This is a genomic window from Streptomyces sp. NPDC038280, from assembly GCF_055600045.1.
Window position 1 is genome coordinate 579,762 of the sequence record NZ_JBVJYZ010000002.1, and the last position, 14,897, is coordinate 594,658.

The window sequence follows — 14,897 nt, forward strand, 5'->3', positions numbered from 1 at the left end:
ACCGTATAGCGGACATCTGTTCCCTGTGACCGGTGATCGCGCCCAGACTGTGGGCCGCTCCCCCCGTCTCAGCTACTGAACAGGGCACGCCCATGCCTCGGACCACCGCGCCCGTACAGGACGACCGGACGACTCCGGCCGATCCGCCGCTCTCGCACGGACTCAAGCAACGCCATCTGTCGATGATCGCCCTCGGTGGCGTCATCGGCGCCGGACTCTTCGTGGGGTCCGGCACCGCGATCGCCGCCGCGGGCCCGTCGATCGTCCTCGCGTACGCGATCTCCGGTGCGCTCGTCATGCTGATCATGCGCATGCTGGGTGAGATGGCCGCCGCGAATCCGGCCTCCGGCTCCTTCTCCGTGCACGCCGAGCGGGCCATCGGGCCGTGGGCCGGCTTCACCGCGGGCTGGTCGTTCTGGTTCCTGCTGTGCGTGGCGGTGGGCCTGGAGGGCATCGGCGCCGCGAAGATCGTGCACGGCTGGGTGCCGGGCGTTCCCGAGTGGGCCTTCGTCGCCCTGTTCATGCTGGTCTTCTGCGCCACCAACCTCGCGGCCGTGAAGAACTTCGGCGAGTTCGAGTTCTGGTTCGCCGCCCTGAAGGTCGGCGCGATCGTGCTCTTCCTCGGCATCGGCGTGCTGGCCATCGCGGGCGTCCTGCCCGACACGGACGCCCCCGGCACCACCCACCTCACCGGTCACGGGGGCTTCCTGCCCAACGGCTCCGAGGGGCTGATCGTCGGCCTGCTCGCATCCGTCTTCGCCTACGGCGGCCTGGAGACGGTCACCATCGCGGCGGCCGAGTCCGAGCACCCGGTCCAGGGCGTCGCCAAGGCCGTGCGCACGGCGATGTGGCGTATCGCGATCTTCTACGTCGGTTCGATGGCCGTCGTCGTGACGCTGGTTCCGTGGAACGACGGGGCGCTCGTCGACCCGGACAAGGGCTCGTACGTGGCCACGCTGGAGTACCTCGGTCTGCCGGCCGCCGGCGCGATCATGAAGGTCGTCATCCTGGTCGCCCTGCTCTCGGCCATGAACGCCAACATCTACGGCGCCTCGCGCATGGCCGGCTCACTGGTGGCGCGCGGCCAGGGCCCGAAGGCGCTCGGCTCGATCTCCGGCGGGGTGCCGCGGGTGGCCGTGCTGACGTCGTCCGTCTTCGGCTTCGCCTGCGTGCTGCTCAGCTACTGGCGTCCCAACGACATCTTCATGTGGCTGCTCAACATGATCGGCGCGATCATCCTCGTCGTCTGGTTCTTCATCGCCGCCTCGCAGCTGCTGCTGCGGCGCCGGCTGGAGCGCGAGGCGCCCGAGAAGCTGGTCGTGAAGATGTGGGCCTACCCGTACCTGACCTGGGTGGCGCTCGTCGGCATCGCCGCGGTGTTCGTCCTGATGGCCCGTGAGGAGGGCACCCGGACGCAGCTCTACTACACGGGCGGCCTGACGCTGGCGCTCGCCGTGGCCGGCTTCGTCCGCCAGAAGGTGGCCGCGGGCCGAAACGCCTGACCACGTCCGCTCGCGCGAAGAACCCCGGACCGCCTTCGGTCCGGGGTTCTTCGTGTGCGCGGACGCGACCTAGGTCGAAGGGCTGATCAACTTCATGCGCACCTGCTGCTAGCCTGCATTTGCACATAGCTTGCAATAAGCAGTCGGAGGGCTCGGCACATGGCGATCTACACACTTCCTGAACTTCCGTACGACTACGCGGCGCTCGAGCCGGTGATCAATCCCCAGATCATCGAGCTGCACCACGACAAGCACCACGCCGCCTACGTCAAGGGCGCCAACGACACCCTCGAACAGCTCGAGGAGGCGCGCGACAAGGAAGCCTGGGGATCGATCAACGGCCTGGAGAAGAACCTCGCGTTCCACCTCTCCGGCCACATCCTGCACAGCATCTACTGGCACAACATGAACAGCCCGAAGGACGGTGGGGGCGGTGAGCCGCTGGCGGCCGACGGCGTCGGTGAGCTGGCGGACGCGATCGCCGAGTCCTTCGGCTCCTTCGCCAAGTTCAAGACCCAGCTGACCAAGGCCGCCGCGACGACCCAGGGCTCCGGCTGGGGTGTCCTCGCGTACGAGCCGGTGAGCGGCCGGCTGATCGTCGAGCAGGTCTACGACCACCAGGGCAACGTCGGTCAGGGCTCCGTCCCGATCCTGGTCTTCGACGCCTGGGAGCACGCCTTCTACCTCCAGTACAAGAACCAGAAGGTGGACTTCATCGAGGCGATGTGGCAGGTCGTCAACTGGCAGGACGTGGCCGGGCGCTACACCGAGGCCAAGGGCCGCACGCCGCTCATCACGCCGTAAGGCGCCCCGATCGTCCTGCTCGTGATCGTCTTCTCAACCTTCACCGGGCGGGCGGAATGAAGGACGGCCCCCGCGAGGACTTGACTCGCGGGGGCCGTCTGCGTACCGGGAGGACTCAGAGGTTGCTGAAGTCCGGGCCCTGCGTCCTGGTGCGCTTGATCTCGTAGAAGCCGGGAATCGAGGCCACCATCAGCGTGCCGTCCCACAGTCGGGCCGCCTCCTCGCCCTTGGGGGCCGGGGTGACGACCGGGCCGAAGAAGGCGATCTGCTCGCCGTCCGCGCCCGGGACCGCGATGACCGGGGTACCGACCTCCTGGCCGACCTTGCTGATGCCCTCGTTGTGCGAGGCGCGCAGCTGGGCGTCGTAGGTGTCCTTGTCGGCGTAAGCGGCGAGCGAGACGGGCAGGCCGACGTCCTCCAGCGCCTCGCGGATCGCCGTCGGGGTCGGGCCCTCGCCCTTGTTGTGGAAGCGGGTGCCGAGCGCGGTGTAGAGCTTGCCCACCACCTCGTCGCCGTGCAGCTGCTGCGCCGCGATCACCACGCGCACCGGGCCCCAGGCCTTCGTCTCCAGCATCTCGCGGTACTCCGCGGGCACCTGGTCCAACTTGTCCTCGTTGAGGACCGCCAGGCTCATCACATGCCAGCGCACGTCCACCGGGCGGACCTTCTCCACCTCCAGCATCCAGCGGGAGGTCATCCAGGCCCACGGGCACAGCGGGTCGAACCAGAAGTCTGCGGTGGTCCTGCTCTCGGACATGTCTCTCCTCAAGGGATACGGACGAGTGTGCGCCACGGGGGGAACGCCTCCGCCCGGCGAGGGCATTCCCGGGTGCCGGGCGTCAGAGGCACATGGGAGGATCGCTGCTGTCGAACGAGTCACGAAGGAGTGCCCGTGCCCGGTGAGAATCTGTCCCGCGACGAGGCCCGCGAGCGGGCCGAGCTGCTGTCCGTCGACGGGTACGAGGTCGCCCTCGATCTGCGGTCCGCGGTCGGGGATGTCCCGGAGGGGGCCGGGCCCCGGACCTTCCGTTCGGTGACCACGCTGCGCTTCCGCCGGACCGCGCCCGGGGACACGACGTTCGTCGACCTGATCGCCCCGTCGGTGACCTCGGTCACGCTCAACGGCCGCGCCCTGGACCCGGCCGTCGTCTTCGACGGCTCCCGCATCGCGCTCGACGGCCTCGCCGACGAGAACGTGCTGGTGGTCGACGCGCAGTGCGCGTACAGCCGCACCGGCGAGGGCATGCACCGCTTCGTCGACCCGGAGGACGGCGAGGTCTATCTGTACACGCAGTACGAGCCGGCCGACGCCCGCCGGGTCTTCGCCACCTTCGAACAGCCGGACCTGAAGGCTCCCTACCGCTTCGAGGTGACCGCGCCCGAGGACTGGACGGTCTGGTCGAACGGCGTGGGCGAGCGGGTACGGGACGGGCGCGAAGCGCATCCGAACGAGGGCGATGGCGGGCGCCGGGAGGGCGGGGTGTGGCGCTTCGCCGAGACGGCGCCGATCTCGACGTACATCACCTGTGTCGTGGCGGGGCCGTACCACTACGTCACGGACACCTACAAGCGCGGCGACCTGGAGATCCCGCTCGGCGCGATGTGCCGCAAGGGGCTCGCCAAGCACTTCGACGCGGACGACGTCTTCCTGATCACCAAGCAGGGGTTCGACTTCTTCCACGACAACTTCGACTTCCCGTACCCCTTCGGGAAGTACGACCAGGCCTTCGTCCCCGAGTACAACCTCGGCGCGATGGAGAACCCGGGCATGGTCACCTTCCGCGAGGAGTACATCTACCGCGGCAAGGTCACACAGGCGGCGTACGAACGCCGGGCCAACGTCATCCTGCACGAGATGGCGCACATGTGGTTCGGCGACCTGGTCACCATGGTGTGGTGGGACGACCTGTGGCTGAAGGAGTCCTTCGCCGACTTCATGGGTTCCTTCTCGCTGGCGGAGGCGACCCGCTTCACCAACAGCTGGGTGACCTTCGCCAACAACCGCAAGGCGTGGGCCTACCGCGCCGACCAGCTGCCGTCCACCCATCCGATCACGGCCGACATCCGTGACCTGGAGGACGCCAAGCTCAACTTCGACGGCATCACCTACGCCAAGGGAGCGTCGGTGCTGAAGCAACTGGTGGCGTACGCGGGACGGGACGCCTTCCTGGAGGGCGCGCGGCGCTACTTCAAGCGGCACGCGTACGGCAACACCCGCCTGGCCGACCTGCTCTCCGTCCTGGAGGAGACCTCCGGGCGCGACATGCGGAGCTGGTCGCGGTCCTGGCTGGAGACGTCCGGTGTGAACACGCTGGCGCCGGCGGTGACCCATGACGCGGGCGACCGGATCACCGAGCTGGCCGTGGTCCAGGACGGGACCGAACTCCGGCCGCACCGCGCGGCGGTGGGACTGTACCGGCTCTCGACGGACGGCGAGCTCGTGCGGTACGCCCGCGCCGAGGTCGACGTGGTCGGGGCGCGGACGGTCGTGGACGCGCTCGCGGGCGAGACGCGTCCGGACCTCGTCCTCGTCAACGACGACGACCTGACCTACTGCAAGATCCGCTTCGACGAGGGATCGCTGGCGACGCTCCGCGCCCACCTGGGCGACATCACCGATCCGCTGGCGCGGGCCCTGTGCTGGTCGGCGCTGTGGAACCTGACGCGCGACGCGCTGATGCCCGCCCGGGACTTCATCTCGATCGTGCTCGACTTCGCCGGTCGGGAGACGGACATCGGCGTGCTGCAGATGCTCCACGCCTGGGCCCAGTCGGCGCTGGTGAACTACGCGTCTCCCCAGTGGCGCGCGGAGGGTGCGCGGCTCCTCGCGGAGGGCGCCCTGAAGGAGCTGCGGCTCGCCGAGCCGGCGAGCGAGCACCAGCTGACCTGGGCACGCTTCTTCGCGGCGGCGGCCACCTCGGACGCGGACTTCCAGCTTCTCGAGGGGCTGCTCGACGGCACGGCGAAGATCGACGGCCTCGACGTCGACCAGGAACTGCGCTGGAGCTTCCTGCTGCCGCTGGCCGCGCACGGCCGGGCGGACGAGACCGTGATCGCGGCGGAGCTGGCCCGGGACGACACGGCGACCGGCAAGCGCCACCAGGTGCGATGCCTGGCCGCACGGCCCTCCGAGGCGGTCAAGGCGCAGGCGTGGGCGGCGGTCGTGGAGTCGGACGCGCTGTCCAACGCGCTGGTCGAGGCGACGATCGCCGGCTTCACGCAGCCGTCGCAGCGCGCGCTGATCGCGCCGTACGCGCCCACGTACTTCGAGGCGATCGAACGGGTGTGGGCGGACCGGTCGATCCAGATCGCGATGGACGTGGTGCGGGGGCTGTTCCCCGCGCTGCAGGGCGACACGAGGACGCTGGCGGCGGCGGACGCGTGGCTGGCGGAGCACGAGTCGGCGGCGCCGGCGCTGCGGAGGCTGGTCCTCGAGGCGCGTGACGACCTGGCACGGGCGCTGCGGGGTCAGGCCTGCGACGAGGCTGCCGCCTAGCCGATCGCGCCGGGTGGGTGTCCGTCAGGGACGCCCACCCGGCGGCACCCCTCATCGGCAGTCGAACGTCCGTACTTTAGGGCGGTGTTGTCCCTAAATGTCGACGGGACTGTAACAGCGGTTAGTGAGGGCCCGGGCGGCGGAAGACCCCCGGCATGACCCACAACACCCCGCTCTCCCCGCTCCCCTTCCCCGACCTCGCCGACTCCCGGCAGCGCGTGATGTCCACCGCGCAGCTCCGCGCCCACGGCGTCTCCGCCGCCGAGCTCGGCGCGCAGTGCCGGGCCGGCGGGCCCTGGCAGCAGCTGCTGCCCGGTGTGTATCTGCTCCACCCGGGGCCGCCCACCAGCGAGGAGCGGCTGCACGCGGCCCTCCTGTACGGCGGCTCCGCCGCCATGATCACCGGCCTCGCGGCCCTCGCGCTGCGCCAGTTCTCCGCCGCTCCCCCGCTGTTGTCCCTCGACCGGATCGAGGTTCTCGTCACCCGGACCCGGCGGCTGCGGTCCCTCGGCGGGGTGCGGATCGTCCGGGCGCAGGACATGCCCGTCCCGGAGCAGATCACCGGCGTGCCCGTCGCACCGGTGGCCCGGGCACTCGCCGACGCGGTGGCGGAGCTGACCGACCCGACCGTCGTACGCCGGCTGCTCACCGAGGCGGTGCGCGGCGGACACTGCGAACCGGGGGCGATTGTCAGGGAGTTGAACCGCGCCCGGTTGCTGTCACGGCCGCATGTGGTGGACGCCGTGGACTCGCTGCTCGCCGAGGGCCGGGCCATCGCCGAGGACCGGCTGTACGACATGGTGCGGGCCTACGGGCTGCCCGACCCCCTGTGGAACGTGGATCTCAGACTGCCCGGCGGCCCGCACCTCGGCGGCCTCGACGCCTACTGGCCCGACCAGGCCGTCGCCGTGGAGCTGGACACGCGTGCGCCCCGCCACGACGACGACGCCCTGTGGTCGGAGTACACCCGCAAGCGGGAGCATCTGGAGCGGCTGGGCATCACCGTCGTCCACATCACCCCCCGCAAGCTGCGGGATTCACTGGAACAGCAGGCGACCGTGGTCCGCACGGCGCTGATGGCGGCGACGGACCGGTCCCCCTCCGCGTATGTCGTCGTCCTCCCCCGCTAGGCCGAGTCCTCCTAGCCGCAGAACTCCGCTTCGACGACCTTCTGACTGTCACCGGCCCAGTCGGCGTTGAAGTTCATCGCGAGCGAGTGGCGGGCGTCGCGCGTGACCACGGCCTGCGACGACGATCCGTGGATGCCACCACCGTGGCCCCACACCTCCGTGCCACAGCTCAGCTTCTGCCGCATCAGCCCCAGTCCGTAGCGGAGCGACGGCTCGTCGGGGCTCATGGCGACCGTGTCGGTCATCGCCTTCAGCTGCGCGGGCGGCAGCAGCTCACCCCCCAGCAGTGCCCGGTAGAAGCGCTGCAGATCCCCCGAGTTGGAGATCATCTCCCCGGCGGAGTAGGCGATCGTGGGGCTCAGTTCGGTGACGTCGTGGGTCGTCGCGTCCGGGCCCCCGCCGAGCTTGGAGTACGCCCGTCCGCTCGGCTTCGGCATGGTCACCTCCGTGCCCGGGACGGTGGTGGAGCGCAGCTTCAGCGGCTTCAGGATGCGGCGCTCGACCTCCTTTCCGTACGGCCGGCCCGTCACCTTCTCGATCACCATGCCGGCCAGCACGTAGTTGGTGTTGGAGTAGTTCCAGGAGGTACCCGGCTCGAAGTCCGGCTCGTGCTTCATCGCCAGCGCCACGAGCTGCCCGGGGGTCCAGCGGTCGTAGCGGTGTTCCAGGAACCCGGGGCCGAAGATCTTGTTCACGAACTCGGGATCGCTGGTGACGTTGTAGATGCCGCTGGTGTGGTTGAGGAGTTGGCGCAGAGTGATCTGCCGGCCGTCGTGGCCGTTGCCCCGGACCACGCCCGGAAGCCAGCGCTCCACGGGGTCGTCGAGGTCGAGCCGCCCCTCCGCCTCCAGTTGGAGAAGGACGGTGGCGACGAAGGTCTTGGTGATGGATCCGACCCGGTAGCGGTCCTGGCCCCGGCGCTCGCGGCCGGTGTCGAGGTCGGCGACGCCCGCGCTGCCGGTCCAGGTGGCGCGTCCGTCGCGGGCCTGCGCCAGGGCCCCGGGCACGCCCTCCTTGACGGCCTCCGCGAGGGCCCGTTGGGTGGCGCGGTGACCGCCCCCCTTGGCGGCGCCGGTGTCGGCGGCGGTCGCCGCCGAGGGTGCGGTGAGGGCGAGGGCGGCGGCCGTGGCCACCACCGCCAGCACCGTGCGGGCCGGCCGAACCGTGCGTACTGACATGCGAGCTCCCCTGCTCGTCGACTGCGGTCGTGGGACAGGACTCCGCGGGGGTGTGCGGCGTTGAGCGGGCCTGCGGGGGTTGAGCGGTTTTCAGCCGTTCCGTACGACCCTGCCGAGAGCGGGGCGCTCCCGCCACAGCGCGAGGCCGGTGTCGACGAGTTCCACCCGTTCCAGTGCCGGAACCGCGTCGAGCGGGTACCAGGCGGCCAGGTCGGTGGAGCCGTCGATCTCGTTGCGCAGTTCGCCGCCGGTGACCCGGCACTCGTAGACGATGCGCAGGCCCTGGTAGTCGGCGGCGCCGAAGCGGCGCGAGTAGGTGCGGCGGATCGAGTCGACGCCGAGGAGCGCGGTCACCTCGGTGGTGTGGCCCGTCTCCTCCTCGACCTCGCGGACGACGGTGTCGAGGGGGTCCTCGCCGTGGTCCATGCCGCCACCGGGCAGCGTCCACCGCTTCGCGCCGTCCCCGGCCACCCAGCGGGCGAGCAGGATCTCGTCGTCCCGTACGCACACGGCGTAGGCCGCCACCCTCAACTCCTTGTTCATGAAGGGAGGTTAAAGGGCGCCTCGGACATCGGGGCCACCCCGGTCACCAGTACGCGGGGTAGGGGCGGCCCGTCGCCCGCGCACCGGCGACGCCGACGGCCACCAGCAGGGCGCAGGCCACGGCGAGCAGGCCGAGGAAGGAGCGGAACGGCGGGTCCTGGAGGGCCACGATCACAGCCGTGGCGGCGGCCGGCGAGTGGGGCGTGCGCGCGAGCGACATGACGCCGAGCGCGAGACCCCCGGCGACGGCCGCGCTCCAGAGGCCGGGTCCCGCCACGGTGAGGACCGCGAAGCCGGTGAGGGCGGAGAGCAGTTGTCCTCCGACGACGGAACGGGGCTGGGCGAGCGGCAGGTCGGGGGCGCCGGCGACCAGCGCCATGCTGGCGGCGAGGGGCGGGATGAGCAGCGGCTGGTGGATCAGGGTGCCCACGGCGACGACGGCGAGGAGCGCCAGGACGCTGAGGGACGTGGCGGTGAGCAGGACGCGCGGGCGGGGCGGCGCCGGGGCCGACGCGGTCACATCAGTCTCCTTGGGTGGGGGCGAGGGGCGGGTTGGCCGGTGAGTACTCGGGGGCGGACCAGCGCAGCGGGCTCGCCGCCTCCGTCCACACGGTGTGGTGGATGTCGAACCGTGTCGTGCGGCCGTGGAGGCCGAACTCGGTACGGGCGGTTCCGGTGAGCTGGAGCGTGCTGCCGGTGGCCCAGTCGAGGAAGAGCAGTCCGGCCCGGCCGTCGGACTCGAGATTGCCCAGGGTCAGGAACATCGCGTTGCCGGGATAGTCCTGCCAGCTGAGGGTGGTGGGCGAGTCGACGCGGACGAAGCCGGGGTTGCCGCCGCGGTGACTGGCGTCGGCCCCGTCGGGCGCGGCGGTCGCGATGAAGAAGGTGTCGGCGGCGCGGACGAACCGTTCCTGGTCGGGGTCGAGTGGTCCGCCGCGCCGCACGGCACCCGGCCCGGTGCCGGGAACGGGCTCGTACAGTTCGCGCTTCTGCAGGTACTTCGGGCAGTTGGAGAAGACCTGCTCGGCGGCGACGGCGAGACCGCGCGCGGTGGGGTGCGCGGTGCCGTTGAGCCGCATACGGCGCCGGGTGCGGGGGTCGAGGGCGAGGGTTCCGACGGGGGTGCCGCCGAGGGCGATCGCCCCGTCGAGCGGGTCACCCTGCGGCAAGCCGCCGGAGACGGACACCGCGTGCGGTCCCGTGGCCCGTACGAATCCGGGCTGCCCGGTGAGCAGTGAGCTCCACACCCGGCCTTCGCGGTCGGCGGCGCCGAGCACCAGCATGGGCTGCAGCTCCAGGAAGGCGGCCGCGACAGGGCGGATGCCCGGGCCGATGGAGCGGCCGGCGTGCGCCGCGCGTTCGCGGACGCCGGCGCGGGTCTGCACGGCGAGGGAGCCGGCGTGGTACGGGTCCATGAGGAGGTCCTCTCAGGGTGCGGGGGCCCCCGGCTCCGGGCCTCGGGGCCTCGGCGCGGGAGCGCGTTCGAGTGGTGCCCACCCGCTCCGCGCACGCGCGGCGAGTGCCCACCACGAGGACGACTAGAAGAAGCCGCACGTCGGAGCCGACTCGGACGGCGCTTGCGCGCCCTCGGCGCCGGTGGGGGCGTAGATCTCCAGTCGGGTGCCGTCCGGGTCGTGGAAGAAGATCCCGCCGGAGGCGGAGCCCTCGCGGTGGGCGACCACGCCCTCGTAGGCGAAGGAGACGTCCCGGTCCTTCAGCCTGGCCTCGGCGTCCTTGACCCGCTCGATGGAGTCGACCTCGAAGGCGAGGTGGTGGAGGCCGGCGAACCGCGGGGAGTACGGGCCGTCGGCCTGCTGCCAGAGGGTCAGGACGAGCCGGCCCTCCTGGCCGAGGAAGGCGTAGCGCTGCCCTTCCTCCTTGCCCTCGCCGATCACCTCGAAGCCGAGGACGTCCCCGTAGAAGGCGAGGGACCGCTCGATGTCCGTGACGTTCAGGCCGATGTGGCCGGTGCGCAGGGTGCTGGTCGCCGTCATGGCGTTCCTCTCTCGGCAGTGCGGTTCCCGTCGGTACGACCTAACCGCTGAATTCGACTTTAGAGGTTAGATGCCACGAGCGTCAACCACTCACGTACTCTTGAGGGGTTAGCAGCGGGGGCAGACAGAGAGGAGATGCCGGGATGTCCGTTTCCGATCCGCGGCCACTCGTCGGCGAGCCGGTCTCCCTCGACCTGCTCAACACCCGGTGGAACCACGAGGGCGTCCGCCAGGACCTGCTCACCGACACCGACGGACTGGGCGTCTGGCTGGCGTCCAACGGGCTCGACGACCGCTTCACCGCCGACGCCACGACCCTGCGCCACACCCTCGCCGCCCGTGACGCGCTGAGCGCGATCGTGGACCGCCCCGGCGACCCGAGGGCCGCCGCCCTGGTGGACTCCGTGCTCGGACACGGCCGGATCAGGGCCACGCTGAGCGCGGACGGCCCCGGCGAGGAGGCCGAGTTCGCCCAGCCGGCCTGGGGCCCGGGCTGGACCGCCGCCCGCGACTACCTGGACCTGCTGCGCACCGCGCCCGACCGGATCCGGGCCTGCGCCCACGAGGCGTGCATCCTGCACTTCTTCGACACCTCGCGGAACGGCACCCGTCGCTGGTGCTCGATGGCCGCGTGCGGCAACCGCGCGAAGGCCTCGCGTCATTACGCTCGTACAAAGGACAACTAAAACGAGCCAAGTGCCCGTCGTCCTGTACGGGTTGAGGGTGGTTTGGGCCCTGTGGCGCATGTCCAGCGGTGGCGGATGTGCGCCACAGCCGTATCCCACCCCTCGACAAGTCTCCACAAACCCCTGTCACTTACGAAAGGGTGAGCGGTCATCCGGCACCGTATTCCGGACCCTCTCTTTCACATACAGGGATGTAGATGACCACCCCCGAATCCCAGAGCTCCATATCCGGGCGCTCGAAGCCCGGGCACAGACGCGCGGCCCGTGTGGCCGCCGCCGCCGGTCTCGTGGCGGCACTGGTCGCGGCCGGCGCCGCACCGGTCCTCGCCGCCGACGACTCGGCGGGTACTCCCCCGGTCAAGTCCTCCGACGCGGCCGACAAGCTCGGCTCGACCGACGCGCAGCGGCTCGCCGACGCGGAGGCCAAGGGGCAGAAGTCCGTCACCGTCCTGATCGCCACCGCGCCCGGCGCGACCGAGCAGGTCGCCGACCAGCTCGACGCGGTCCAGGGCGCGTCGGTCGGCAAGACGCACGACAAGCTCGGTTACGTCCGGGCCACCCTGCCCACCGGCCGGGCGGACGCCGCGATCAAGGCGGCCTCCAAGCTCTCCTCGGTCCAGTCGATCGACCTCCAGGCCGAGATCAAGCTGGACGACCCCACCCCGGACGCGGGCACCACCGGACCGGCGGGCGCGGCCACCGCGGACACCTACCCGGCCCCGGGTGCGCAGACCCCGGCGAAGAACCCGTACAACCCGTCCTTCGAGACCGGCGCGGTGGACTTCGTCAAGGAACACCCCAAGGCCGACGGCCGCGGCGTGACCATCGGCATCCTCGACTCGGGTGTCGACCTCGGCCACCCGGCGCTGCAGAAGACCACCACCGGCGAGCGCAAGATCGTCGACTGGATCACCGCGACCGACCCGCTGACCGAGGGCGACGCCACCTGGCGCGCGCAGATCTCCCCGGTCGACGGCCCGGTCTTCACCGCCGCGCAGCAGAGCTGGAAGGCACCTGCGGGCTCCTACCAGTTCAGCCGCTTCAACGAGGCGATCACCGCGGGCGGCGACCCGGCGGGTGACATCAACCGCGACGGCGACAAGACCGACCTCTTCGGCATGCTGTACGACGCGGCCGCCGGCACGGTCCGCGTGGACACCGACCAGAACAACGACTTCACGGACAACGAGCCGATGAAGCCGTACAAGGACGGGTACCAGATCGGCTACTTCGGTACCGACAACCCGTCCACGCCGGTCGCCGAGCGCACCCCCTTCGTCATCGAGATCCGCAAGGACGTCCCGATGGACGCCGCGGGTCCGGACTGGGAGGGCAAGAAGGCCGACTTCGTCAACATCGGCATCGTCGAGTCCTCGCACGGTACGCACGTCGCCGGTATCACCGCCGCCCACAGCCTGTTCGGCGGCAGGATGAACGGCGCCGCGCCCGGCGCGAAGATCGTCTCCGCCCGTGCCTGCACATGGTCCGGCGGCTGCACCAACACCGCCCTCATGGAGGGCATGACGGACCTCGTCGAGAAGCGTGGCGTCGACATCGTCAACATGTCGATCGGCGGCCTGCCCGCGCAGAACGACGGCGACAACGTCCGCGCCCGGCTCTACACGCGCCTGATCGACGAGACCGGCGTCCAGCTGGTCATCTCGGCCGGCAACGAGGGCCCCGGCATCAACACGATCGGCGACCCCGGCCTGGCCGACAAGGTCATCTCGGTCGGCGCGGCCATCTCCAAGGAGACCTGGGCCGCCAACTACGGCTCGGCCGTCGAGAAGAAGTACGCCATGTTCCCCTTCTCCTCGCGCGGTCCGCGTGAGGACGGCGGCTTCACCCCGACGATCACCGCCCCCGGTTCGGCCGTGAACACCACGCCGACCTGGCAGGCGGGCTCGGGCGTCGCCGAGGCCGGCTACACGCTGCCCGCCGGCTACGGCATGCTCAACGGCACGTCGATGTCGTCGCCGCAGGCCGCCGGCGCGTCCGCGCTGCTGCTGTCCGCCGCGAAGCAGAAGAAGATCGAGCTCTCCCCGCTCACCCTGCGCACCGCCCTCACCAGCACCGCGAACAAGATCGCCGGTGTGGCCGCGCACGAGCAGGGCTCCGGCCTGATCGACATCAAGGAAGCCTGGCAGTCGATCGAGGCGGGCGCGACCGCGCACGACTACAAGGTCACCGCTCCGGTGGACACCGCGATCTTCCCGGCCCCGCACACGGGCACCGGCATCTACGACCGCGAGGGCGGTCTGAAGACCGGCAAGAGGAAGACGTACGACGTCACCATCACCCGGACCTCGGGCCCGTCCTACGGCGTGCGGCACGACCTGAGCTGGAAGTACAACGACGGCACCTTCAAGGCCGCCACCGCGTACGACTACATCACCCTGCCGCTCAACAAGCCGGTGACCGTCAAGGTCGAGGCCACGGCGAAGACCGCCGGCGTCCACAGCGCGATCCTGCAGCTGGACGACGAGCGCACCGAGGGCATCGACAAGCAGATCCTGTCGACCGTGGTCGCCTCCCAGCAGCTGGCCAAGCCGGGCTACTCCTACTCGGCGACCGGCTCGGTGCAGCGCAACAGCCACAAGTCGTACTTCGTGACCGTGCCGCAGGGCGCCAAGTCGCTGGAGGTGGCGATCGGCGGGCTGAAGGAGAAGAGCCAGACCCGGTTCATCTCCATCCACCCGTACGGTGTGGCGCTCGAGGACACCGCGTCGAACGTCTGCTACCCGCACTACAACCCGGCCAACACCTGCCGTCCGGACCTGCGCTCGTACGCGGACCCGACGCCGGGCGTCTGGGAGATCGAGGTCGAGGCCCGTCGCACGTCGCCGGACCTGGACAACCCGTACAAGCTGGACGTCACGGTGCTGGGTGCCGCGTTCGACCCGGCCACCCAGACCGTCCCCGAGGCGAAGGTCGGCACCCCGGCCGCCGTCGAGTGGAAGGTCACCAACGGCTTCGCCGCGCTGGAGGGCAAGCTGAAGGGCGGCTCGCTGGGCTCCGCGAAGGTCGAGACCCCGACCATCAAGCACCACGAGCAGCAGACCCGCGAGATCACCATCGGTGAGGGCGTCGAGCGTCTCGACGTCGTCATCGGCAACACCTCCGACAAGGCGGCCGACCTGGACCTCACGGTCTACAAGGGCGCCACGAGGGTCGGCCAGTCCGCGGACGGTGACTCGGAGGAGGCCGTCTCCCTGGTCAAGCCGGCCGCCGGCACGTACACGGTCGTCATCGACGGCTACTCGGTCCAGGCGGCCGAGGGCACCACGTACGACTACAAGGACGTGTACTACTCCGCCGCGCTCGGCACCGTGAAGGTCGACGAGTCGAAGTCGGTACAGCTGGCGAACGGCGCGAGCGCCCAGGTCGGCGCCGAGGTGCTGGTCGCCGGCGCCGCGCCCGAGGGCCGGCAGTTCTTCGGCGAGGTGCAGCTGGTGAACGCGCGCGGAACCGTCGCGGGCACCGGCAGCGTCGTGATCGGCAAGGTCACGCCGTAGCACTGTTGTGAGAAACACGGGGGCGGGCGTCCGTAGGGCGCCCGCCCTT

At 70.6% G+C, this 14,897-nt stretch carries 12 protein-coding genes; 6 read left to right on the plus strand and 6 right to left on the minus strand.

The genetic code is table 11. The annotated features are described in order from the left end of the window. The first annotated feature begins 92 nt into the window (after nt 1-92). On the plus strand, nt 93-1,502 hold the full coding sequence (locus ACZ7J0_RS07710) for an amino acid permease (protein ID WP_470884952.1): 1,410 nt from the start codon (nt 93-95) through the stop codon (nt 1,500-1,502). Between the two features lie 159 nt (nt 1,503-1,661). Continuing rightward, a complete protein-coding gene (locus ACZ7J0_RS07715; RefSeq protein WP_470884954.1) occupies nt 1,662-2,306 on the plus strand; it encodes a superoxide dismutase in 645 nt (214 codons plus the stop codon). A 115-nt stretch (nt 2,307-2,421) separates the two neighbouring features. On the opposite strand, the gene ACZ7J0_RS07720 is transcribed toward ACZ7J0_RS07715, so the two are convergent. Next, nucleotides 2,422-3,063, minus strand: coding sequence for a mycothiol-dependent nitroreductase Rv2466c family protein (locus ACZ7J0_RS07720; protein ID WP_470884956.1), 642 nt, complete (start codon nt 3,061-3,063; stop codon nt 2,422-2,424). A gap of 135 nt (nt 3,064-3,198) precedes the next feature. Between ACZ7J0_RS07720 and pepN the strand changes: the two genes are divergently transcribed. Continuing rightward, a complete protein-coding gene (pepN, locus tag ACZ7J0_RS07725; RefSeq protein WP_470884958.1) occupies nt 3,199-5,802 on the plus strand; it encodes an aminopeptidase N in 2,604 nt (867 codons plus the stop codon). Between the two features lie 155 nt (nt 5,803-5,957). Beyond that, nucleotides 5,958-6,932: a hypothetical protein gene (locus ACZ7J0_RS07730; RefSeq protein ID WP_470884960.1), complete on the plus strand. Its 975-nt coding sequence runs from the start codon at nt 5,958-5,960 to the stop codon at nt 6,930-6,932. An 11-nt stretch (nt 6,933-6,943) separates the two neighbouring features. On the opposite strand, the gene ACZ7J0_RS07735 is transcribed toward ACZ7J0_RS07730, so the two are convergent. The 5 genes from ACZ7J0_RS07735 to ACZ7J0_RS07755 all read right to left on the minus strand — a co-directional run bounded on the left by ACZ7J0_RS07735 (nt 6,944) and on the right by ACZ7J0_RS07755 (nt 10,647). Further along, complete coding sequence (locus ACZ7J0_RS07735) at nt 6,944-8,110, minus strand: serine hydrolase domain-containing protein (RefSeq protein WP_470884961.1); 1,167 nt, start codon at nt 8,108-8,110, stop codon at nt 6,944-6,946. Between the two features lie 90 nt (nt 8,111-8,200). Continuing rightward, the gene (locus tag ACZ7J0_RS07740) at nt 8,201-8,653 is read right to left on the minus strand and encodes an NUDIX hydrolase (RefSeq protein WP_470884963.1); all 453 of its coding nucleotides are present in this window, start codon (nt 8,651-8,653) and stop codon (nt 8,201-8,203) included. Between the two features lie 43 nt (nt 8,654-8,696). After that, nucleotides 8,697-9,173, minus strand: coding sequence for an HPP family protein (locus ACZ7J0_RS07745; RefSeq protein WP_470884965.1), 477 nt, complete (start codon nt 9,171-9,173; stop codon nt 8,697-8,699). A gap of 1 nt (nt 9,174) precedes the next feature. Then, complete coding sequence (locus ACZ7J0_RS07750; RefSeq protein ID WP_470884967.1) at nt 9,175-10,068, minus strand: pyridoxamine 5'-phosphate oxidase family protein; 894 nt, start codon at nt 10,066-10,068, stop codon at nt 9,175-9,177. A gap of 123 nt (nt 10,069-10,191) precedes the next feature. Beyond that, complete coding sequence (locus ACZ7J0_RS07755) at nt 10,192-10,647, minus strand: VOC family protein (RefSeq protein ID WP_468705994.1); 456 nt, start codon at nt 10,645-10,647, stop codon at nt 10,192-10,194. Between the two features lie 143 nt (nt 10,648-10,790). Here ACZ7J0_RS07755 and ACZ7J0_RS07760 point away from each other — a divergent pair, with 143 nt between their 5' ends. Further along, nucleotides 10,791-11,333, plus strand: a complete 543-nt coding sequence (locus tag ACZ7J0_RS07760; protein WP_470884969.1) for a CGNR zinc finger domain-containing protein — start codon at nt 10,791-10,793, stop codon at nt 11,331-11,333. Between the two features lie 197 nt (nt 11,334-11,530). Further along, on the plus strand, nt 11,531-14,848 hold the full coding sequence (locus tag ACZ7J0_RS07765) for a S8 family serine peptidase (RefSeq protein ID WP_470884971.1): 3,318 nt from the start codon (nt 11,531-11,533) through the stop codon (nt 14,846-14,848). The last annotated feature ends 49 nt before the right edge of the window (nt 14,849-14,897 follow it).